Origin of the sequence: Staphylococcus nepalensis (genome assembly GCF_002442935.1) — a bacterium.
Taxonomy (GTDB): domain Bacteria; phylum Bacillota; class Bacilli; order Staphylococcales; family Staphylococcaceae; genus Staphylococcus; species Staphylococcus nepalensis.
This window is the reverse complement of record NZ_CP017466.1, coordinates 1655610-1677999: the sequence shown is the minus strand read 5'-3', so window position 1 is coordinate 1677999 and position 22390 is coordinate 1655610. Positions and strand designations below refer to the sequence as shown.

The window sequence follows — 22390 nt, the reverse complement described above, 5'->3', positions numbered from 1 at the left end:
TTAAAATAAGTAAAAATTTATGAGAATTTATGTTAATGATTATTCAATAACGGTTTAAATCATCGTAGTATAAGCAACTATGAGTGACATCCAAGTATTGCTTATTTAGAATGATTTTTATAATATAATTTGGATTAAGTTGCCATTTAAAGTTAAACTTACAAATTTAATTACACCAGTTTAGTTACAATGTTAACTCAGCATATTATTTTAAAAATAAGAGCGTTTTTAAATTATAAGTTGACAAATGAAAATGATACTTGTATTATTTAAATTAATTCATTTTACAACAAACACAAGTTGTCATTTGAAAGATAGAGTAGCGTATGTGATTTGTAGCAATTAGAAAGCTAATGGTCGATGAAAATTAGCACAACATATATTGTGAATTGGGCTTTTAAATGTTGATACAGATTAATATATTTAAAGTGAACAATAAATTTGTTAACTAAGGTGGCACCACGGTAACGCGTCCTTACAGCATGCGTTAGTGTGGTGTTTTTTATATTTAAAAAAGAAAACAAAATGAAGTAAGTTATGAAAGGTAGCGTACAGAAAGTTAGTGGCTGATGAAAACTAACACCTACATATACTGAAATTGGGTTTTGTTGGATTACAAGTGAAGATTCAAATGAGTGGGTAGATAGTTTATGACATATGTCTACTAATTTAGGTGGTACCGCGCGTCAGCGTCCTTAATTAATATTTAAGGACGCTGATTTTTTTATGAGGAGGAATATAAAATGAAGGTGCAATATCAAAAAATAAATGCTGAAGTAACTCCAGAAGCACTAGCAAGATTGAAACAACACAAAATTATTTTAGAAAGCACAGACCAATCTAAACTTAAAGGACGTTATTCAATTGTGATATTTGACGTATATGGATCACTTACATTGGATAATGAAAATATGATGATACATTACAGTGATAAAGAGACGCTAATAGAAACTGAGCAACCCTATGATAAATTAAAAGCATTTATAGACCAATATAAAGCTGATGTAGAAGATGAAGATTTAGCTTTATTACCATTTGTTTCAGGGTTTGTAGGTTCATGTAGTTTTGACTTAGTTAGACATGAATTTCCAATATTGAAACAGATTGCATTAGATGACCATCCACAGCACGATGCAAAATTTTATATGGTCGAAGACGTCTATGTATTTGACCATTACAAAGAACATCTCTATGTCATAGCAACAGACTTATTTTCTAATGATAGTGAACAACAGTTAGCACAACGTGTAAATCATCGTGTTGAAGCATTAAAGGATATCAATATTTACCCTTCTCCTATAAAGAATGAGATAAATGAAAAACAAATTGAATCGAATATTGCACCAGAACAATTTATAAAAACAGTGAGCGATATGAAGTCATTAATACAACAAGGTGATATGTTCCAAGTTGTCCCTTCAATTATTTATAAATATAAGCATCAGTTTGGTGTAAATATACAATCGTTATCTTACCAACTTTATCAAAACCTAAAACGCCAGAATCCCAGTCCTTATATGTATTATTTAAATTTAGACGAACCGATTATCGTAGGTAGTTCACCAGAAAGTTTTGTGAAGGTAAAAGGACAAACTGTTGTTACTAATCCCATAGCTGGAACGATAAAAAGAGGTGCTACTGAAGCAGAAGATTATAAAAATGAACAACAATTAATCAACGATGAAAAAGAAATCAGTGAACATAGCATGCTTGTTGATTTAGGCCGAAACGATATTCACAGAGTAAGTGAAATAGCTAGTTCTAAAATTGAAAAGTTAATGGCAATTGAACGTTATGAGCATGTAATGCATATTGTGAGTGAAATAACTGGAAAACTAAAATCTAACTATTCACCAATGACAGTTATTGCAAGTTTATTGCCAACAGGTACAGTATCAGGTGCGCCGAAATTAAGGGCAATTCAACGAATTTATGAAGCACAACCTCAAAAACGCGGTGTGTATAGCGGAGGTATAGGATACATCAATTGCAATCATGATTTAGACTTTGCATTAGCCATACGCACAATGATGATCGATGAAACATATATTAATGTAGAAGCAGGTTGTGGTGTTGTATATGATTCAATACCTGAGAAAGAATTAGAAGAAACGAAACTTAAAGCGAAAAGTTTACTGGAGGTGTCACCATGATCTTAGTCGTTGATAATTATGATTCTTTTACGTATAACTTAGTGAATATTATAGGCAAAACAGAAGATATGGTGATTAAATATCCAGATGACCCTGAAATATTTGGTTTAGAAATTGATGGATTAATTATATCTCCTGGTCCAGGCCACCCTCTTGATACAAATCTTTTAATGGATATTATTGAGCATTATAAAGAGAAACCAATATTAGGTGTTTGCTTAGGGTCACAGGCATTAACATGTTATTACGGTGGCGATGTAATACAAAATAAAAAAATAAAACATGGTAAAAAAGATACGATGCAAATTGTAAGTGACTCTAAATTATATAGAGATATTACTGAATATTCAGAAATAATGAGGTACCATTCATTAATCAGTGACCCTGAGACGTTACCTAAACCATTAAAAATAACTGCTAAAACAAATGATTGCGTTCAATCATTTGAACACAGAAATGGCTTGCATTATGGAATTCAGTACCACCCTGAATCATTTGCAACGGAATATGGTGAAGAAATTATAAAAAACTTTTTAAATATCATTAAGGAGGTCAATTATAATGAGTCTGCAAAGTCATATAAAACAGTATAAACCACTTAATCAAACTCAAATGAATGAATTTATAGAACTATTGATTGCGAACGATTTAGAAGAAGCAGTTAAATTAGAATTATTAGAAGCATTTTCAGAAAGAGAGCTAACTCAAGATGAATTGACTTATATTTCGCATAGTCTCATTAGCTCTATGTACTCAGAACAACCCTATTGTCCTGATAGCATGTGTGTTTGTGGAACAGGCGGAGATAAATCAAATAGTTTTAATATTTCAACCACAGTTTCATTTGTGTTAGCAAGTGCAGGTGTACCAGTGATAAAGCATGGTAATAAAAGCGTGACATCTTCATCAGGAAGCACAGATTTATTAAATGAGATGAATATTGAGACACGCAGCGTTAGGGAAACAGAAGGGCAATTAAAAGACGTTGGATTAGTATTTTTAAATGCAACCGAAACGTACCCAATAATGAAAAATATACAACCTCTGAGAAAAGCGATTAGCAATCCAACTATTTTTAATATTACTGGTCCATTGATTAATCCATTTAAATTAGATTATCAAGTTATGGGTGTATATGAACCAAGTAATTTAAGTAAGATTGCTCAAACATTAGCAGATTTAGGAAGAAAAAAAGCTATCGTATTACATGGTGCAAATGGTATGGATGAGGCCACGTTATCTGGAGACAATATAATATATGAAGTAACAGAAGATAAAACAATTCAATCTTACACATTGAATGCAACAGATTTAGGTTTAGATTATGCGCCTAATAGCGATTTGTATGGTGGCACACCACAAGACAATTTGGAAATTACGAAACAAATATTAAATGGCAAAGATCGCAGTGCTAAAAGAGATGTCGTTTTATTAAACACAGGTATTGCTTTGTATGTTGCAAATAAAGCGACAACAATTCAAAAAGGTGTTGATAAAGCTCGAGTATTAATTGAAAACGGCGAAGCTTTAAAACAATATAATAAAATGGGAGGCAAAACGTATGACTATATTGGATGAAATTGTAGCATATAAAAAGGATTTATTAAGTGAAGGGTATTATAAAGCAAAATTAGCAGAACTTAATGAGGTAGATGTATCTCATAAACAAACATTTGAAACACAATTAAAACAATCGAATCAATTAGCCATTATTGCAGAAATTAAGTCTAAAAGTCCGACATTAAATGAACTTCCTGGTAGAGACTTAGCACAGCAAGTCAAAGATTATGAAGCTCATGGTGCTAACGCAGTTTCAATTTTAACCGATGAACATTATTTTGGTGGCAGTTATGAACGTCTACAAATGCTGACAAAATTAACGAATTTACCAGTGTTATGTAAAGATTTTGTAGTGGACCCTATCCAAATTGATGTTGCTAAAAAAGCTGGTGCCTCAATCATTTTATTAATTGTAAATGTATTGGATGATGAACAGTTAAGTACGCTATACAACTACGCGACATCACAAAATTTAGAAGTATTAGTAGAAGTCCACGATAAAGAAGAACTAGAACGTGCTTATAAATTAAATCCTAAATTAATAGGCGTTAATAATAGAGATTTAAAAAGATTTGTAACTGATGTTTTGCATACAAATGAAATTTTAGAAAATAAAAAAGATGGATATTATTATATTTCTGAAAGTGGTATACGCAATCAGCAAGATGTTGAGAATATTGTGAATGCTGGTATAGATGGTTTGCTCATCGGTGAATCTTTAATGAAGTGTGGTGACTTAAGCCAATTTTTACCAGGACTTAAATTAGAAAAGGTGAAAGTATGAAATTAAAATTTTGTGGATTTAAAACACTCGAAGATGTAAACAAAGCTAAAGATTTAAATATCGATGCTATAGGGTTTATCCATTTTCCACAAAGTAAACGTTTTGTAGATATTGAAAAAATTCAAACACTTACCAAGATTGTACCAAATGATAAAGAAAAAGTAGTAATTGTAGTAAATCCAAACAACCCAACTTTATCAAAACTTATTGATGGTACAGATATGACAACGATTCAATTACATGGAAATGAATCACTTGAGACAATAGCATTTATTCGTCAAAAAAAGAAAAGTATTAAAATCATCAAAGCGTTGCCAGCAAAAAATTCAGAAATATTGATAAAAGCTATCCAGTTTTATAAAGACTTTGTAGATCAATTTATTATAGACACCCCGTCAACTTCTTACGGCGGTACTGGTAAATCATACAACTGGGACATGCTCAATGCAATTAAAGATGTAGATTTTTTAATAGCGGGTGGTATGAATTATAAAAATATACAAAGTGTGCAAGAGCGCGACTTAAAACATAGCGGTTATGATATCGCAAGTGGTATTGAAACCGACGGCACCAAAGATAGTAAAAAAATGAACGAAATTATAGAACTTGTAAAAGGAGTTAATTAATTATGGTTAAGCATATACAAACTGAAGTGGATGCATTTGGGTTCTTTGGTAATTTTGGCGGTCAATATGTTCCTGAAACATTAATGCCAGCAATTCAAGAACTGAAACAAGCTTATACAGAAGCTAAAAATGATCCTTCATTCCAAAATGAACTTAATGGTTATTTAAAAGATTATGTAGGCAGAGAAACACCACTCACTTACGCAGCTTCCTATACAGAATCACTTGGTGGAGCAAAAATTTATTTAAAAAGAGAAGACTTGAACCATACAGGTGCGCATAAAATTAATAACGCACTTGGGCAAGCGCTTTTGGCTAAAAGAATGGGGAAAAATAAATTAGTAGCAGAAACTGGTGCTGGACAACATGGTGTGGCAAGCGCAACAGTTGCAGCATTGTTTGATATGGAACTAGTAGTATTTATGGGTGAAGAAGATATTAAACGCCAATCGTTAAATGTATTTAGAATGGAATTACTTGGTGCAACGGTTGAACCCGTGACTGAAGGTCAGGGGACCTTATCCGATGCTGTAAATAAAGCTTTACAATATTGGGTCAGTCATGTGGATGAAACGCATTATTTATTGGGATCGGCGCTAGGACCAGACCCGTTTCCAACTATAGTTAGAGATTTTCAAAAAATAATAGGTACTGAGATTAAAGAACAAATGAGTGACAAAGAAGGGCGATTACCAGATGCGATTATTGCCTGCGTAGGTGGTGGATCGAATGCGATTGGCACTTTCTATCCATTTATACAAGATGATGTTGCATTGTATGGCGTTGAAGCAGCCGGTGAAGGTATTGATAGCGATAAACATGCACTTGCTATTAATAAAGGAAAAGAAGGTATCTTACATGGCACTAAAATGTATTTAATTCAAGACGATCACGGTCAGATTGAATTAGCACATTCCATATCTGCAGGGCTAGATTATCCAGGCGTCGGGCCAGAACATTCATATTATCATCATATTGGAAGAGTAAAATATGCTACAGCTAGTGATAAACAGGCGATGGATGCATTGGTGAGATTTACGAAAGCAGAAGGTATTATTCCTGCTATTGAAAGTGCACATGCATTAAGTTTTGTTGAAGAAATAGCGCCAACTATGGATAAAGATCAAATAATCGTGGTAACTGTATCTGGACGTGGCGACAAAGATATGGAAACAATAAGAAATTACATGAAACAGGACGGTGACAAAGATGCGTAAATTATTTATTCCATATATTATGGGTAACAAACGTTTTATTGAAAACATGAAAACGTTAAGCGATGCAGGTGCTGATATTATAGAAGTAGGCGTCCCTTTTTCTGACCCTGTCGCTGATGGGCCTGTGATTATGGAAGCTGGCAATAAAGCGATTCAAGAAGGTGTAAATATACAATACATCTTGGATGCGTTAACCGCTCATCGTGAAAAATTATCTAGTAAGTATGTGTTAATGACATATATTAATATTATAAATTATTACGGGGAAGATGCGTTTTTTGATGCGTGTGAAAAAGCTGGTGTATATGGTTTAATCATACCTGATTTACCACATGAGCTTGTACAACAATTAAAAGACAGGCACCCCAACCGGAAAGTGAACCTTATCCCTCTAATCGCTATGACTACTTCAGAAGAACGTATCAATCAAATTGTTGCAAATGCCGAAGGGTTTATCTATACAGTTACTATGAACGCGACTACAGGTGAAAATGGTAAGTTTCATCCGGACTTAAAACAAAGAATAAACAATATCAAATTAAAAGCAAACGTACCAGTAGTTGCAGGATTTGGTATTCGTACACCTGACCATGTAGAAGATATTGTTGAAGTAGCAGATGGTGCAGTTATTGGCAGCGAAATTGTTAAACGATTTGATCGCGATCAGAACCAACAAACAGTAAATTATCTAAATTCTATCAGAAAAGCGTTAGATAAATAAAAAACATATTAGATGTGTGAAGTTCGTATGAGACGGGTATTATTTGTAATAGAAATCAATTATAGATGGTTAAATTGAATTCAATTTAATTCAAATAAAGAGTCAAACGAATGAAGAGGTGACTATGTTGAGTAAAAAAGTTTTATTCATTATAACAAGTAGAGCACAGTATGAAGATGGCACACCAACAGGTTTATGGTTAGAAGAGGCCAGTGAACCTTATCATATTCTAACGGAAGATGGTATACAAGTTGATATAGTTTCAATTGAGGGAGGAGAAATTCCTTTAGATCCAAATTCAACTCAAAACGACGAGTTGAATAAATATGCGCAATTTGTAGAAAAAATTAAAAATGTGCCGAGCATAGATGAAGTTAATGTTATAGAATATGATGCAGTCTATCTACCGGGTGGCCACGGTACGGTATTCGATTTTGCGCACAACCAAAGATTAGCTAATATCTTATCTGACTTCAAAAATGAAGGCAAGTTCATTTCCTCTGTGTGCCATGGTCCAAGTGCCTTTGTAGGTGCAAAAGATAAAAATGGCAAGTACCTAGTAGAAGGCGTTACTTTAACGTCATTCACAGATAATGAAGAACGTGCGATGGGTCTAGAGGATAAAGTGCCTTTCCTAACACAAACAGCATTAGAACAACAAGGTGCTCAATTTATAACAAATGAAGACTTTACAGAGCATATTGAAACAGATAATCAATTCATTACTGGTCAAAATCCTCAATCAAGCGTAGCAATAGGTAAAGCACTAAGAGATGCTTTAAATTAATATAGAAGATAAATTATATATAATTTTATGAAGGATCTGGGATATAGTGAAATATCCCAGATCCTTCTTTATTATCGCAAGTAGTGAAGCAAGTTCGAAAAAAGGCTTACATCAGCTTATTATTTTATTGCTCTAATCATTTTTACAAGCACAAAATCTATAATTTTAGGAAAATATATTTATATCTATGTCTTTTATAGAACATGCTTATTATTCAATTTAGATTTGTGTTTAAATGAGTATTCTTTGTTAAAATAAATATAGTGCTATAATATAAAATACATAGATTAAAACCTAATTGTAGCATTTAGCAAATATATATAGGGTATCGATTTAGTTTTGTAAATGAATATTGTATAATAATCAAGATTGAAGTTTAAACTCGAAAAAAGAACTATAGACAAATAGGAGTATATAAAATGAAATTTACGAATTTAACTGCTAAAGAGTTTGGGGCATTTGTTGATCATATGCCAAACAGTCATTTTACACAAATGGTTGGAAATTATGAGCTGAAAATTGCAGAAGGTACTGAAACACACTTAGTAGGTGTAAAAGATAACAACAACGAAGTGGTTGCAGCTTGTTTATTAACTGCTGTACCAGTAATGAAATTATTCAAATACTTTTACACTAATCGTGGGCCAGTTATTGATTTTGAAAATAAGGAACTAGTCCATTATTTTTTCAATGAACTATCAAAATATGTTAAAAAACACAACGCGTTATATTTAAGAGTAGACCCGTATGTTGCATACCAGTACCGTAATCATGATGGAGAAGTATTAGAAAATGCAGGCCATGATTGGCTCTTTGATAAAATGAAACAACTTGGTTATAAACATCAAGGTTTTTTAACTGGTTTTGATCCAATTATTCAAATTAGATTCCATTCGGTATTAGACTTAAAAGATAAAACTGCAAAAGATGTTCTCAATAATATGGATAGTTTGCGTAAACGTAATACGAAAAAAGTTCAAAAAAACGGCGTAAAAGTAAGATTTTTAAATGAAGATGAATTACCTATTTTCCGTTCATTTATGGAGGATACCTCAGAAACGAAAGATTTTGACGATAGAGAGGATAGCTTCTATTACAATAGGTTGAAATACTACAAAGGTCGCGTCTTAGTTCCATTGGCTTATATGGATTTTGATGAATATATTGAAGAATTAAAATCTGAACGTGAAGTGCTCAGCAAAGATATAAATAAAGCGCTTAAAGATATTGAAAAACGCCCTGAAAATAAAAAAGCATATAATAAAAAAGAAAATTTAGAAAAACAACTCATTGCAAATCAACAAAAAATTGATGAAGCGAAAGCATTACAAGAAACGCATGGTAATGAATTACCAATTTCTGCGGCGTTCTTTATCGTTAACCCGTACGAAGTAGTTTATTATGCTGGAGGCACATCTAATGAGTTTAGGCATTTTGCAGGGAGTTATGCGATACAGTGGAAAATGATAAATTATGCTATTGATCATCATATTGATAGATATAATTTTTATGGGATTAGTGGAGATTTTTCAGAAGATGCTGAAGATGCAGGTGTTGTTAAATTTAAAAAAGGCTTTAACGCCAACGTCGTTGAATATGTTGGAGACTTTATCAAGCCAATAAATAAACCAATGTACAAAATTTATACAACATTAAAAACGCTAAAAGATAAAAAGAAATAAGCAATATAATTTAGAAAGGAACTAGCTATAATGAAATTTACAGAGTTAACTGTCAAAGAATATGACAATTTTGTACAAAACCCAGCATTAGAGAGTCATTATTTTCAAGTAAAGGAAAATATAGCTACTAGAGAAGAAGATGGTTTTCAAGTTGTTTTATTGGGCTTAAAAGATGATGATAATCAAGTGATTGCTGCTAGTCTTTTCTCTAAAATTCCAACGATGGGTAGCTATGTATATTATTCAAATCGAGGTCCAGTAATGGATTATAAAGACTTAGGCTTAGTGGACTTCTATTTACGGGAATTAGATACTTATCTTCAAAAACAAAACTGTTTGTATGTAAAAATGGATCCATATTGGATATATCAAATCTATGATAAAGACGTTAATCCATTACCCAATCATGAAAAAAGTGATGCGCTTGTTAATTTATTTAAGTCTCATGGCTATACACACCATGGATTTACAACTGAATATGATACATCAAGTCAAGTAAGATGGATGGGCGTTTTGAATTTGGATGGCCAAACGCCAGCATCACTAAAAAAACAATTTGATAGTCAAAGAAAGCGTAATATTAATAAGGCAATTAATTTTGGGGTAAAAGTAAGATTTTTAGAAAAAGATGAATTTGATCTCTTTTTATCGCTTTACCGTGAAACAGAAGAGCGGGCTGGGTTTGTATCTAAAACGGATGAATATTTCTATAATTTTATAGACAATTATGGAGACAAAGCATTACTTCCTTTAGCCTATATAGATTTAGACGAATATATCATTAATACACAAGAAAGTATTAATGATAAAGAAGCACGCAGAGATCAAATGATGCAAAAAGAAAATAAATCAGATAAACAACTAAAAAAAATTGCTGAAATAGATAAACAAATTGAGCATGACAAAAAAGAATTGTTACATGCCAGTGAGTTAAGGTTAACAGACGGTTCTATTTTAAATCTTGCGGCAGGCGTGTATTTTGCTAATGCTTATGAAGTGAATTATTTTTCAGGTGGTTCATCTGAAAAATATAACCAATATATGGGCCCTTATATGATGCATTGGCATATGATTAATTATTGTTTTGATCATGGATACGGCCGTTACAACTTCTACGGTTTATCAGGTGATTTTACTGAAAACAGTGAAGATTATGGCGTATATCGATTTAAACGTGGTTTTGGAGTACAAATAGAAGAATTAATTGGTGATTTTTATAAACCGATTAAGAAATCTAAATATTGGTTATTTAATACATTGAATAATATTAGAAAAAAAATCAAAAAATAAAAAAGAAAGCATACTGGTAAATATAAGCCCCAATCCAGTATGCTTTCTTATGTTCAAAAGTCGGTTATATAAAGACACACACTTCATATAACAGTGAACTTTGAGTGGATTATCATGTAATGTAAATTCTAGTTGTCTTCCACATTTTTAGTATAAAGTACAATGCATATCATTTGCAATATCAATTCATTCTATTAACAGAATAGTAAAAAATAATTTTATAATATAAACTTAAAAATATATCAAAGAAGCATATTCCTTATATTTCAGGAATATGCTTCTTTGATTGTTAAATTACTAAAAGAAATATTTCAATATTTAATATATATTGAAACTTATTAATGTAAGGCGTCTATAATATAAGTTATGCCAATAATAAAGAAAACAGCACTCATAAATATAGCAATGATAACAGCTGCTATAAGAGGGTTGAATAGTAAAATAACCCCAAATATGATTTCTATAATATTTAAAATGATAGATAAACTATGGAAACCTCTATTTGATTTTTCTGCTGGTGTCACAGTAAACATATTAAAAAGTGCGTTAATAATAAACCAAATCGCGAATAAATAAACGATAAATGTCGTGCTTGTTACTACATTAAATAATATAAGTACACCGATGATAATATTAATAATGCCCAATACAATAAGTATATTGGAACCATTTTGAGTCGCTTGTTTCATAACACGTCTGATAAATATTTCAATAAAACCATTAATAATAAATAAAATACCAATCAACCAAGTAATAGCAAATAAATTTTCTTCTGGAAAACTAACGATAAATACACCAATAATTAAGAAAAAAACGCCAATTAATAAGCTAGACCATTTGATGCCTGTTTTTGGATACATCTATTTCACCCCATTCTAAGTAATATTTACCCCAAACCATAGCCTTCAACACGTTTATTTTCAATAATATTATTATGTTAATTGTTTATAGAAAGCTAAATTGTAATATTTGATTTAATCTCTATTTAAGTTCAATCTATATATATAGTATGTTATTAGAAAGTATGTATAGGAGTGTTTAATCAATGGCTATGTCAATTAAAAAAGTGATATACAAAAAGTTATTGAAAAATTTATCAACGGAGCCGTTTGATGTGACGTTTTGGGATGGTTCAACAATCCATTATAATGACGGAATTTCGAAATTCCGTTTGACTTTTAATAAACCATTAAATCGAAAATCTTTAAAAGAAAATCCTATGATTGCCTTAGCTGAAGGTTATATGGATAAAGATATTGAAGTAGAAGGTCATTTAGAATATGTAATGGAAACGATATTTTCTAAACAAAGTAGTTTTATAAATCAACCTAAGAAAAAATTAAGCAAATCAACTAAAAAAGGGAATAACAAACAAACATCTAAAGAAAATGCTTCGTTTCATTACGATATAGGCAATGATTTTTATCGTCTTTGGTTAGATCCTACTATGAACTATTCATGTGCATATTTTAAATCAGAACATGATTCATTGTACGAAGCACAAGTCAATAAAATGAACCATATACTAAAAAAATTGAATTTACAGCCAGGGCAACGTTTGTTAGATATTGGTTCAGGATGGGGACATCTCATCATTGAAGCTGCAAAGCAATATAATGTTCGATCATTGGGAATCACACTAAGTGAAGAGCAATATAGAAAAACATTAGAACGTGTTGAAGCTGAAGGATTAGTAGGGCAAGTAGATGTGAAATTGATGGATTATAGAGACCTTATGAATGAAAATATAACCTTTGATCGCATTGTGAGCGTAGGTATGCTGGAACACGTCGGTCATGAGAACATCCCAACATTTATGGATAATACACACAAGTTATTAAAAGAGGGTGGAGTAGCCCTGTTGCATTGTATTACCGGCCTGGAGGAAGTAGAAGGTAATGAGTTCCTTACTAAATATATCTTCCCAGGAGGCGCAATTCCATCGATTAGAGAATTAATTGACCATATGTCACAAAATAATTTAAGAATTGTTGATGTGGAAAGCCTAAGAAGACACTATACATTAACGTTACGTCATTGGGTAGAAAACTTTGAATATAATATAGATAAAGTTCGTGATCAATTTGATGAACGATTTATTCGAATGTGGCGTTTATATTTAAATGCATGTGCTGCAAACTTCACTTATGGTGTGTCGGATTTACATCAATTCTTGATTACAAAAGGTGTAAACAATGATTTACCGATGACAAGAGATTATTTATACCAAGAGGATGAGTAATAAATAGCCATTCATCAAAGAACCGGGATATGTACAATGTCTCGGTTCTTTGGGTTTTTTGATGAAAATACGTGAAATATGTGCACAAAGCGCGATTTATTGCTATAAGAAGTAGACTTAATATTTTATTAGTTTACTTTATTTATGTTATGTAAACTTTATAGTTTAATATACTATTTCAAAACCATCAATTAAAGACTAAAATATTATATATTTTTATAGCAAAAACTGTCATTTGTAAACTTATAGCAGCCATTTTACTACGAATGCACTATTTTTAATGATTTATGACGCTGATGTTCCTATATTTGAGCATCAAATTGTATTACCGTGTGTTGATATTCATGCTATTGTAAATGATTTAACTGCAATAGATAAGATCACAGACATTTTTATAGATAGTTCACTTTATAGACAAAGCGCTGTACTTAATAAACTATCAATTAATTTAAGTAAATAATTATAATTAGTATATAGCAACTTATTGCTTGTTTAGATTATAACGTCAGTTTATCAGTTTAATTAAGATGTATTGGCATACTTATAAGTATATATATTGACTAAGCAATTTAAGCGTATTTAAATTGCTTAGTCAATATAAAGTTTATGATATGAAATATTTAAAACTAAATTGATATTCAATAGATAACGATGGCTATATATAAACGTATGTACTTAAAGTTTAAATTACAATTGAATAACGTATACACGTATAGTAACTTGATGAAACGTATCGTTAAAGACATATCATTCAATTACTATATTTATTTTCATATTTTAGTTTACATAATATATATTATAGGAAGTTATATTAAAGTTAGGTTTATAGTTGTATTTACGATTTGAGATGCTTCTCCACTTTGTGATACTTAATTACTTAAAGTTTTATATCACTTTTTGAATACTAGTTTATCTGATTAGTTTATTTGATGTCTATCTCTATAAGCTAATCAGATAATATGAGTCATTTTATTATGTTGAATTTTAAGTTAAATTACTATATGACTACAATGATTGCTTTTTTTATTTTAGTTTTAAATATATAATTGAATTCCTCATAAAAAAATCTCCATTAATAAATATCTGATTTACGTGGAGATTTTTGTGTTTACTATTTGAATTGTTATAACATTTCTCTTGAGTTTTAGATAAGGCTCTATAGTGTTTGTTGTTCAAAATATTGTTATGATAGATTTGCTGTAGCGTATTTAAGGTTTTAACACGACTTTAATATTGTTATCCTTTTTCTGGTCAAATATTTCATAAGCCTCAGCTGCTTCATCTAAAGGCATCGTATGCGTAATAATATCAGTTGGGTCAAAAGTGCCATCTTGAATCATGTCATATAGTTTTGGCATGAGATGGATGACTGGCGCTTGGCCTGTTTTTACTTGAACGTTACGGTTAAATATTAAATTTAACGGAAAATCGTCTGCTGGGCTGGCATATATACCTGTTAATTGAATTGTGCCAAATTTCCTTACTGCTTCAGCCGCCGTATCAATTGGACTTATCGTTCCACGTTGCGCTGAATTTGAACTTAAATTACGTTCAGATTCTTTTACTTGACCGTCCATGCCTACACAATCAATAACGACATCTGCGCCGCCTTGCGTTGTTTCACGAAGTAATTTTCCGATTTCTTTTTCTTCGTCGAAATTGTAAACTTCAACTTGATTATATTGTTTCGCGTGTTGCAGTCTATGCGTTACATTATCTATACCGATTACGCGTTTAGCCCCCTTCATTTTAGAGAATTTTTGGGCCATTAAACCAATCGGTCCACAACCGAGTATAACTACAGTATCACCTGATTTAACACCAGCATGTTCTACACTCCAATATGCAGTTGGCACTACGTCAGATAAAAAAAGTACTTCTTCATCTTTTTTATCATTATCAGGTACTACGAAAGAAGAAAAGTCTGCATATGGCACTCTAAGATATTCGGCTTGGCCTCCCCAGTGATTGCCGTGCATACTACCAAAACCAAACAAACCGCCATTATCCATTTTCCAGTTTATTGGATCTTGATTTGAATTGTCACATTGAGATTCCATATCATGGTTACAATAATAACAATCTCCACAACCGATATTAAATGGTATGACAACGCGATCGCCCTTTTTAAGTTTTTTAACGTCTTTACCCACTTCTTCAACGATGCCCATAGGTTCATGCCCTATAACAAATCCTGGATCCATCATTAAATCACCTTGGTGATACAAATGCAAATCCGATCCACAAATACCGGATGCTGTAACTTTAATGATTGCATCTGTAGTTGCCTCAATGCTAGGATCTTTGACTTGTCTTACTTCCATCTGTTTTTGTCCTTGAAAAGTAACTGCTTTCATATTGCCACCTCTTTCTAATTTTTACTGTGTCACATAAATTTTTCCCTTATATTGTAATAAATAAACTTTAGGTTACTTTTGTTTATTATAGATTGGTTGGTTACTACGATAATAAGAGTTGTCTTCGTTATAATGTCTTCTTTATTACCGTTCGATTTAGTTTTGAAAATACGTTTTGCTAATTTTAATAAACAATTTTAAATTGAGCACTTAGGCAAGTGTCATCGTTAGCGTGGTAGTTTGTAGAAGGATGTTGCCCAAGAACCTTATTTGTTACGTTTATAAAATGATTTCAAATTTTGCTTTTAGTCATTTAATAGATTACCTTTGTTCGGTATAGGGTTTTCCTTGAAAATTTTAGCTAAATGAATGGTATTATATGCTAACATTTCTACATGTTTTTTTGTGAAGTCATTTTCGTAATCAATATCCATATATGAAGGGCCTGGACCAGCTTCGCCTACCCAATATGCATCGACGTTCGGTGGTATAGTAAACCCGATGTGAGATAGCGAATATAATATGGAAGTTGCTGCATGTTTAGCGCCATCTTCATTACCTGTAACTACGGCGCCGCCTACTTTATTATAGAAAATTGATTGACCTTGCTCATTTGTTAAACTGCTACTGCCATATAACCGTTCAATCGCTAATGTAGCAACACTACTTTTTTCTCCTAACCATAAAGGTGTTCCAATAATCAAAATATCCGCATTTGCAATTTTTTTTAAAATTTCAGGCCATTCATCTCCTTCGCCCATATCATCAGCTATGCCATATGAAATGTGATAGTCACTTAAACGAATGATTTCGCTGTTTACATTCTCTTTTTGATAAATTTCAATAACTTCTTTTGCTAAAGCTTCAGTATTAGAACCTTCATCTCCATGTTTCAAAGAGCCGTTTAAAATAATTGCATTTAACTTCATCATATAAACTCCTTTCTATATTACGATTTGTTTACCCTAAAATTGTAAATTGACAACATATATTATGCTGTTAATTATTTCGCAGTTTTTATCTAACAATTAAGGGAATATAAAATTTATAGATTGAAGAAGTCGTAAAGTAAAGGAGGGATATATTGGATGCCATCGTTGTAGGTTTAGTCCCTTCACCAGGGATGCCAGAAAAAATCACGTCTAAGATTGTTAATAAATTATCTACAAATATCAAAGAAGAAAACAATTGGAATATAAATTTAAAGTTTGAAATAAAAAAAGACCCAATAACTGATTCTTCTGAACATATAAATAAAGCAATGCATATCATTAATCGTATTAGAGAAGAGAAAAATTGGGATTATATAATAGGTTTAACAGATTTACCTAGGTTTTCAAAAAAGAAGACGATTATCTCTGACGTGAACATCAGCCAAAATTCTGCGCTTATTTTCCTCCCGAGTCTAGGTGCAATTAATATGACAAGCAAGGCACATAATATCATTAAAGACATACTCAATGATTTGCTTTCAAAAACAGCACAATATAATCCTCAGCACATTAAAAAAATGCATATAACAACAAACCTATTATCAAAGGTTAATAAATTAGATTTTAAAAATAAAAAACATGTTAGCAAACGCTATATTATAAATTCTAGAATGATTGGGAAAATGCAGACTATTAGCGGGATGACATATTTAAACCAACCATGGAAAGCGATAACTTCTTTTACAAAGATATTATCCTTATCGTTTGCAACTGGTACTTATATATCTATTTTTCCCACACCTTGGCAATTAAGTGACAATTTCTCCTTAATTCGTTTTATCATGCTTACACTTATAGCTATTATTGGTATGGTTGTTTGGTTAATGTATACCCATAATTTATGGGAACCTAAAGCTTCAGCTAATAAGCGTAAATACAGATTTATATACAATATCACTACTTTTACAACATTAAGTGTCGTAACCATTACAAATTATTTAATATTATATATAATGTTGACTTTAATGATTGTATTTTTTATACCAGAAACGTTGTTCACTATGTGGGGAAAAGCTAACCCTGAGCATTCAACCCTCAATTATTTAAAGTTAAGTTGGTTTATTACTTCATTGGGCGTGATAGTGGGTGCTTTCGGTTCTACAATGCAGAAAAAAGAAAAAATCAGAAAAATCACTTATTCTTATAGACAATTAAATAGATACTATAGAGCCAAATCTTCAAATAAGAAATAATATAAAGTGAGGTGTTCATAGTGAATAAAAAAATTTTAGGCCTAGTTGTTTCACCTGGAGAGGCCGAAAAAAAGGTGAACACATTAATTGATATGATTCCTTGTGCTTTAAAAGAAGTAAGTCAAAACACAGAAGAATGGCAGGTTCAAACCATCGTTGATTCCTTAACAGGATCTGCTGAATCTATTAATGAGATATTCCAAAAAATAAATGCGCATACTAAAAAAATGCTTGGGACGTTACCATTGGAATCACAGACTTACCAATATTTCATGAAGGCAAAGTAGTTAACGCTGATATAAATGAAAAAAATGATGTTATTTTAATTTCGCTCCCTTCTTTAGGATGGAAACTTAAAAAGAACGTTATAAAACAGTTAATTATTAAAATGGCCTTAACTATAAGTGAAAGTGATAATGATTCTAATAATAAACGAAGCCCCTCTTTCATAAATATATTTCCCCGAAATTATAAAAGTGTAAGGTTGAAAATTAAAGAAACGGATAGCTTCCATACACGTTTTATATTAGGTTCTAAAATAAAGAGCTATATGCGTATACTTACGGGTATGACATTTATTAATAACCCACTTAATATGCTACAAACACTAAGCGGCGTACTAGCTATCGGTTTTACTACAGGTGCTTTTTGTATGGCATTTACTACAATGTGGCAATTAAGTTATTTATTTAATGGATGGCGACTGTTACTTGCTTCTGTATCTTCCATTCTAGGAATGCTCGCTTGGATCACTGTTTCCCATAATTTATGGGAAGTGCCATCTAAAAAAAACAGAAAGAAATTTAGGAAACTATATAACTTAACCACGTTATCAACTTTAATGAGTTCTATTTTAATATTTTATTTCATTTTGTTCCTTTTATTTTTATTACTTTCTGTAACTTTATTACCACCCAGTTTCTTAGGGCAAACTTTAGGCATTAAAGAAGGTATAGGTTTTACACGTTATCTGGATATTGCATGGTTTGCTTCTTCTTTAGCTACAGTTGTCGGCGCTATTGGAATTGGGTTATCTGATGAAAAACTTGTATTAGAAAGCACATATGGTTATCGACAAAAAAATAGGTATAGAGTTTTAAGAAATAGAAAAAAACGTTGATCATTATCTTAAAAAATAATATTTCGAGGGTGTTTTCTTTCAGAATTTTGAAGTCTTGAATTTGGTAAGAGAAACACATTAAAAAGAAACGAAAACACTGAAATTTCGCATAATAATGATTGGAATTTATAGTTGTTTTATATGAACTAAAACTGATACGCAAGTGTAAAACAATAAAAAGATACATGTGCAACTACACATATGTATCTTTTTATAAAATAATATATATCTTAAGTGTGATTTATAATTTTCAAAATACATTTTTAATTTGTGATAGTCATGCAAAGCTTTAAAAAAAGAACAAATCATTAATATAATAATGATAGAAAAAGTTAAAGCAGTAATGATTAGCAAATTTTGTATAGACTGCATACCACCTGTATAAAACATGATGATAGAAAATAAGGCTAAAATCACCCTCAACGAACCTTCACAAAACTAGGTGGCGAGATAGAACCTTTCGTAGTTAACATTCTTAAAACATAAGTCGCTGAATCAGCTGAAGTAATAAAGAATATAGCTATAACAATCAATGTGAGCATGCTTAAAATAAAGCCTAATGGATAATGTTGTAAGGTAGCAAACGTTGCTGTTTCGGTAGCAAATCTAGTTATGTTTTCCACGTTGTTATTTTGTAAATAAATGGATGAAGCGCCAAAAACAGTAAAAAAGAGAAAGCATATTATTCGTAAACACATAATACATTTTAATAGTTATACAGAAATTTTAACGAACTTCTTGAAACATTAAAAGTGGCTGTTCTCATATGATATTTATGAAAACAGCCTAACTATTAACCATTATTTATTATTTATGATATTGTTAATTTTATTATCTATTTTAATGTACCAGTTTCTTGGCTTTTAACTTACAATAAATTGTTTTTGTCGTTCATAAGTTTATTATACTCACTAAGATATATTTTTTCCGCTTCTGAAGCTTTATCGTATGCGTTCATCGCACGATGCCATAACGGATAAATCGGTTCTGGTGTCGTTAAATTGCTAATCGCTTCAATTTCACTATTTGCTAGTTGTAGATGATAAGACGCGATGTTATCTTTTAACTGCGCTTCAGTTCTTGCGGCTAGGACTATAGAATCTACATTAGGTCTATCTCTTAACCAAGCAAGCGTTACTTGTGCTACAGACACGTTATAATTCAAAGCAATTTCTTGCATGACATCAATCAATTGATAAAATAATGCTTTATTTTTTATATAAGGTTCTGGCCAACCATCCCCTTGTCTTGTGCCAGTTTCTCCAGATTGAGTTCTATTAATTTTTCCAGTTAATAAGCCTTCACCTAAAGGAGACCAAATACTATTGCCAACGCCTAACTCTTTGCCTGCAGGCAATAATTCATATTCTGCCTCTCTTGCTTCTGGAGTATAGTAAATTTGTTGAGCAATCGGTGGCGCCATATTGTTGGCTGACGCTAGCGTGTGGGTTTTCGCTAATGCCCATCCACTATAATTAGAAACGCCCCAATAACGTATCTTTCCTTTTTTAATTAAGTCATTCATCACTTGGATAGTTTCTTCAACAGGAACTTGTCCATCCCATAAATGTACATAGTATAAGTCTAGATAATCGCTATTCAAACGTTTTAATGTTTTGTCGATGGAATGTTCAATATTAATACGAGTCGCCCCACCATCATTAGGGTTTTCTGATAATTGTACGCCAGTTTTACTACTGATAATCATTTCTTCACGTTTATTTCGGATAGCTTTCCCTAAAGTAATTTCTGACTCACCTTTTGAATATAAATTAGCTGTATCGAATTGGTTAATACCTTGTTCTAACGCATAATCTACCATATAATTTGCGGTTTCTTGGGTCATGCCACCAGCATTTTCGAAACCATTTGTACCTGCGAACGGAATTGTGCCTAAAGCATATTTTGAAACAGTTAACCCTGAATGGCCTAATAATGTATAATCCATAATTTAGCCTCCTAGAATAAATTGTATGGGCGTTTGATACTCTAGTTTATAATTAGATTGAAACAAAACTAAGAATGTATAAGTTTTTAGTAATATAAGCGTTACAAATACCATATATTTCAAAAGTCTTATTCTTATTACAAATAAAGGGGCTGTTCCCACTTCTCAAGTGTGAAAACAGCCACACATTTATATATTTAAGCAACTAGTTGAAAAGTACATGCAAATGTTACATTCTAAATTTCCTCTTGTACTACCAATTTATTGATAATATCCAGCAATTGATTTAACTTCTAAAAATTCTTCAATACCATAATCTCCCCATTCTCTTCCTATACCAGAATGTTTATAGCCACCGAACGGTAAATTATAAGCTTGGCCTGATTCGTTAATTTCTATAATACCTGCTTCAATTGAACGAGCAACCTTATGGAGTGTTTCTTTGTCTTCACCGTATACATATCCTGCTAGTCCGTATTTTGTATCGTTTCCGATTTTAATAGCTTCCTCTAAATTTTCGTAAGTGATCACTGACATTACTGGGCCGAATATTTCTTCTTGGGCAATCGTCATTTGATTATTGACGTCACTAAAAATCGTTGGTTTTACAAAGTAACCTTGTTCAAGTTGTTCAGGTTTTCCAGCGCCGCCATATATAAGAGAAGCACCTTCATCGATTCCTTTTTCTATATAATTTTGTACACCGTCATATTGTTTTTGGTTGATTAGTGGCCCTAAATCTGTTTCTTCGGATTGTGGGTCACCCACTTTTAGCGTTGACATTTTTTCTTTTGCAGCTGCTAAGAATTGTTCTTTCATAGATTTCGGTATGATTGTACGACTTCCAGCTGTACATTCTTGCCCTGTATTATTTACTACTTTGCCCACAGCTGCTTCTGCTGCGCTTTTTATATCAGCATCAGCTAAAACAATATAAGGAGATTTTCCGCCCAATTCAAGCGAAACTTTTTTAAAATCTTCGCTTGCTTTTTCCATAATTTTAGCGCCAACGCCTCCTGAACCAGTAAATGACATCATACGTACTTTAGGATGTTCCGTTAAGGGATTGCCTACTCCTTCGCCATCCCCATTTACTAAATTGAAAACGCCTTTAGGGACGCCTACTTTTTCAAATATTTCTGCTAGGATAATCGCTGCGTATGGTGTTTCTTCAGAGGGTTTTAAAACAACTGGACAACCAGCTGCAAAAGCTGCAGCGAGTTTAAGTGAAGTTTGATTTGTTGGGAAATTCCAAGGTGTAATCAATCCAGCTACGCCAATACCTTCTTTTACGATTAAATTATCGCCACGTCGTTCTTCGAATTCAAAGTCATCTAGTGCATCTCTTGCTGCAGCAAAATGATTCAAGCCCATTTGATAATGTACATTTTCTGATACTTTGACAGGTGCGCCTAATTCTTCTGTCATAGCTTCAATCAAGTCTTCCTTACGATTTTCATATTCTACAACAATTTTCGACAATAAATCTTGACGTTCTTGTACTGAAGTATGACGGAAATTAAGATAAACATTATGTGCAGCTTCTACTGCTTTATCTACATCTTGCTTGTTACCTTTAGCAATTTCGCCCATTTTTTCTTCAGTTGCTGGATTGATAACGTTGATGGTTTCACCACTCGTACTTTCAATCCACTCGCCATTTATATATTGCTTAACTTGCATTCTCATCTTTCAACACATCCTCTTAAAAATTTATT

The 22390-nt window shown here is 31.9% G+C and carries 19 protein-coding genes and 1 pseudogene; 14 read left to right on the top strand and 6 right to left on the bottom strand.

What is annotated here, in order from left to right; translation table 11 throughout:
• Window positions 1–743 precede the first annotated feature (743 nt).
• From BJG89_RS07950 to BJG89_RS07905, 10 genes are all read left to right on the top strand, one after another.
• The gene (locus BJG89_RS07950; RefSeq protein ID WP_096809846.1) at window positions 744–2153 is read left to right on the top strand and encodes an anthranilate synthase component I; all 1410 of its coding nucleotides are present in this window, start codon (window positions 744–746) and stop codon (window positions 2151–2153) included.
• Entirely contained in the window at window positions 2150–2746 is a 597-nt protein-coding gene (locus tag BJG89_RS07945) for an anthranilate synthase component II (RefSeq protein ID WP_096809844.1), read from the top strand. Before BJG89_RS07950 ends, BJG89_RS07945 begins: the two co-directional genes overlap by 4 nt.
• A complete protein-coding gene (trpD, locus tag BJG89_RS07940; protein ID WP_096809842.1) occupies window positions 2715–3731 on the top strand; it encodes an anthranilate phosphoribosyltransferase in 1017 nt (338 codons plus the stop codon). Before BJG89_RS07945 ends, trpD begins: the two co-directional genes overlap by 32 nt.
• On the top strand, window positions 3715–4497 hold the full coding sequence (trpC, locus tag BJG89_RS07935) for an indole-3-glycerol phosphate synthase TrpC (RefSeq protein WP_096809839.1): 783 nt from the start codon (window positions 3715–3717) through the stop codon (window positions 4495–4497). Before trpD ends, trpC begins: the two co-directional genes overlap by 17 nt.
• Window positions 4494–5123 (top strand): phosphoribosylanthranilate isomerase, encoded by a 630-nt coding sequence (locus tag BJG89_RS07930; protein ID WP_096809837.1) that lies wholly within the window; start codon window positions 4494–4496, stop codon window positions 5121–5123. The genes trpC and BJG89_RS07930 overlap by 4 nt, the downstream gene beginning before the upstream one ends.
• Before the next feature lie 2 nt (window positions 5124–5125).
• Window positions 5126–6340: a tryptophan synthase subunit beta gene (trpB, locus tag BJG89_RS07925; RefSeq protein WP_096809835.1), complete on the top strand. Its 1215-nt coding sequence runs from the start codon at window positions 5126–5128 to the stop codon at window positions 6338–6340.
• Window positions 6333–7061: a tryptophan synthase subunit alpha gene (trpA, locus tag BJG89_RS07920; protein WP_096809833.1), complete on the top strand. Its 729-nt coding sequence runs from the start codon at window positions 6333–6335 to the stop codon at window positions 7059–7061. The genes trpB and trpA overlap by 8 nt, the downstream gene beginning before the upstream one ends.
• Before the next feature lie 127 nt (window positions 7062–7188).
• Window positions 7189–7848 (top strand): type 1 glutamine amidotransferase domain-containing protein, encoded by a 660-nt coding sequence (locus BJG89_RS07915; RefSeq protein WP_096811215.1) that lies wholly within the window; start codon window positions 7189–7191, stop codon window positions 7846–7848.
• Between the two features lie 419 nt (window positions 7849–8267).
• Window positions 8268–9530, top strand: coding sequence for an aminoacyltransferase (locus BJG89_RS07910; protein ID WP_096809831.1), 1263 nt, complete (start codon window positions 8268–8270; stop codon window positions 9528–9530).
• 30 nt (window positions 9531–9560) lie between these two features.
• Complete coding sequence (locus BJG89_RS07905; RefSeq protein ID WP_096809830.1) at window positions 9561–10820, top strand: aminoacyltransferase; 1260 nt, start codon at window positions 9561–9563, stop codon at window positions 10818–10820.
• A 338-nt stretch (window positions 10821–11158) separates the two neighbouring features.
• Here the strand turns inward: BJG89_RS07905 and BJG89_RS07900 are convergent, their stop codons facing one another.
• A complete protein-coding gene (locus tag BJG89_RS07900; RefSeq protein ID WP_096809828.1) occupies window positions 11159–11680 on the bottom strand; it encodes a DUF308 domain-containing protein in 522 nt (173 codons plus the stop codon).
• A gap of 185 nt (window positions 11681–11865) precedes the next feature.
• On the opposite strand from BJG89_RS07900, the gene BJG89_RS07895 reads away from it, so the two are divergent.
• Complete coding sequence (locus BJG89_RS07895) at window positions 11866–13062, top strand: SAM-dependent methyltransferase (RefSeq protein ID WP_269467062.1); 1197 nt, start codon at window positions 11866–11868, stop codon at window positions 13060–13062.
• A gap of 1208 nt (window positions 13063–14270) precedes the next feature.
• On the opposite strand, the gene BJG89_RS07885 is transcribed toward BJG89_RS07895, so the two are convergent.
• Window positions 14271–15419 carry an alcohol dehydrogenase catalytic domain-containing protein gene (locus BJG89_RS07885; protein ID WP_096809822.1) on the bottom strand — a complete coding sequence of 383 codons (1149 nt, stop codon included), beginning with the start codon at window positions 15417–15419 and terminating at the stop codon, window positions 14271–14273.
• 305 nt (window positions 15420–15724) lie between these two features.
• Window positions 15725–16351 (bottom strand): flavodoxin family protein, encoded by a 627-nt coding sequence (locus tag BJG89_RS07880; protein WP_198401673.1) that lies wholly within the window; start codon window positions 16349–16351, stop codon window positions 15725–15727.
• A 152-nt stretch (window positions 16352–16503) separates the two neighbouring features.
• On the opposite strand from BJG89_RS07880, the gene BJG89_RS07875 reads away from it, so the two are divergent.
• The 3 genes from BJG89_RS07875 to BJG89_RS07865 all read left to right on the top strand — a co-directional run bounded on the left by BJG89_RS07875 (window position 16504) and on the right by BJG89_RS07865 (window position 18724).
• Window positions 16504–17604: a hypothetical protein gene (locus BJG89_RS07875; protein ID WP_096809819.1), complete on the top strand. Its 1101-nt coding sequence runs from the start codon at window positions 16504–16506 to the stop codon at window positions 17602–17604.
• Window positions 17605–17624: 20 nt separating this feature from the next.
• Window positions 17625–17891, top strand: a complete 267-nt coding sequence (locus BJG89_RS07870; RefSeq protein ID WP_096809816.1) for a hypothetical protein — start codon at window positions 17625–17627, stop codon at window positions 17889–17891.
• Window positions 17892–18088: 197 nt separating this feature from the next.
• Window positions 18089–18724, top strand: a complete 636-nt coding sequence (locus BJG89_RS07865) for a hypothetical protein (RefSeq protein ID WP_096809815.1) — start codon at window positions 18089–18091, stop codon at window positions 18722–18724.
• A 126-nt stretch (window positions 18725–18850) separates the two neighbouring features.
• Here BJG89_RS07865 and BJG89_RS07860 read toward each other — a convergent pair.
• The 3 genes and pseudogenes from BJG89_RS07860 to BJG89_RS07850 all read right to left on the bottom strand — a co-directional run.
• Window positions 18851–19410 (bottom strand): annotated as a pseudogene (locus tag BJG89_RS07860) (BCCT family transporter); the annotation flags it as partial.
• A gap of 182 nt (window positions 19411–19592) precedes the next feature.
• A complete protein-coding gene (locus BJG89_RS07855; protein ID WP_096809813.1) occupies window positions 19593–20672 on the bottom strand; it encodes an aldo/keto reductase in 1080 nt (359 codons plus the stop codon).
• Window positions 20673–20933: 261 nt separating this feature from the next.
• Window positions 20934–22361, bottom strand: a complete 1428-nt coding sequence (locus tag BJG89_RS07850; RefSeq protein WP_096809811.1) for an aldehyde dehydrogenase family protein — start codon at window positions 22359–22361, stop codon at window positions 20934–20936.
• Between the last annotated feature and the right edge of the window lie 29 nt (window positions 22362–22390).

Coding starts and splice junctions, on each gene's coding strand:
- BJG89_RS07950 (WP_096809846.1), top strand. CDS start 744: ATGAAGGTGCAATATCAAAAAATAAATGCTGAAGTAACTCCAGAAGCA.
- BJG89_RS07945 (WP_096809844.1), top strand. CDS start 2,150: ATGATCTTAGTCGTTGATAATTATGATTCTTTTACGTATAACTTAGTG.
- trpD (WP_096809842.1), top strand. CDS start 2,715: ATGAGTCTGCAAAGTCATATAAAACAGTATAAACCACTTAATCAAACT.
- trpC (WP_096809839.1), top strand. CDS start 3,715: ATGACTATATTGGATGAAATTGTAGCATATAAAAAGGATTTATTAAGT.
- BJG89_RS07930 (WP_096809837.1), top strand. CDS start 4,494: ATGAAATTAAAATTTTGTGGATTTAAAACACTCGAAGATGTAAACAAA.
- trpB (WP_096809835.1), top strand. CDS start 5,126: ATGGTTAAGCATATACAAACTGAAGTGGATGCATTTGGGTTCTTTGGT.
- trpA (WP_096809833.1), top strand. CDS start 6,333: ATGCGTAAATTATTTATTCCATATATTATGGGTAACAAACGTTTTATT.
- BJG89_RS07910 (WP_096809831.1), top strand. CDS start 8,268: ATGAAATTTACGAATTTAACTGCTAAAGAGTTTGGGGCATTTGTTGAT.
- BJG89_RS07905 (WP_096809830.1), top strand. CDS start 9,561: ATGAAATTTACAGAGTTAACTGTCAAAGAATATGACAATTTTGTACAA.
- BJG89_RS07900 (WP_096809828.1), bottom strand. CDS start 11,680: ATGTATCCAAAAACAGGCATCAAATGGTCTAGCTTATTAATTGGCGTT.
- BJG89_RS07895 (WP_269467062.1), top strand. CDS start 11,866: ATGGCTATGTCAATTAAAAAAGTGATATACAAAAAGTTATTGAAAAAT.
- BJG89_RS07885 (WP_096809822.1), bottom strand. CDS start 15,419: ATGAAAGCAGTTACTTTTCAAGGACAAAAACAGATGGAAGTAAGACAA.
- BJG89_RS07880 (WP_198401673.1), bottom strand. CDS start 16,351: ATGATGAAGTTAAATGCAATTATTTTAAACGGCTCTTTGAAACATGGA.
- BJG89_RS07855 (WP_096809813.1), bottom strand. CDS start 20,672: ATGGATTATACATTATTAGGCCATTCAGGGTTAACTGTTTCAAAATAT.
- BJG89_RS07850 (WP_096809811.1), bottom strand. CDS start 22,361: ATGAGAATGCAAGTTAAGCAATATATAAATGGCGAGTGGATTGAAAGT.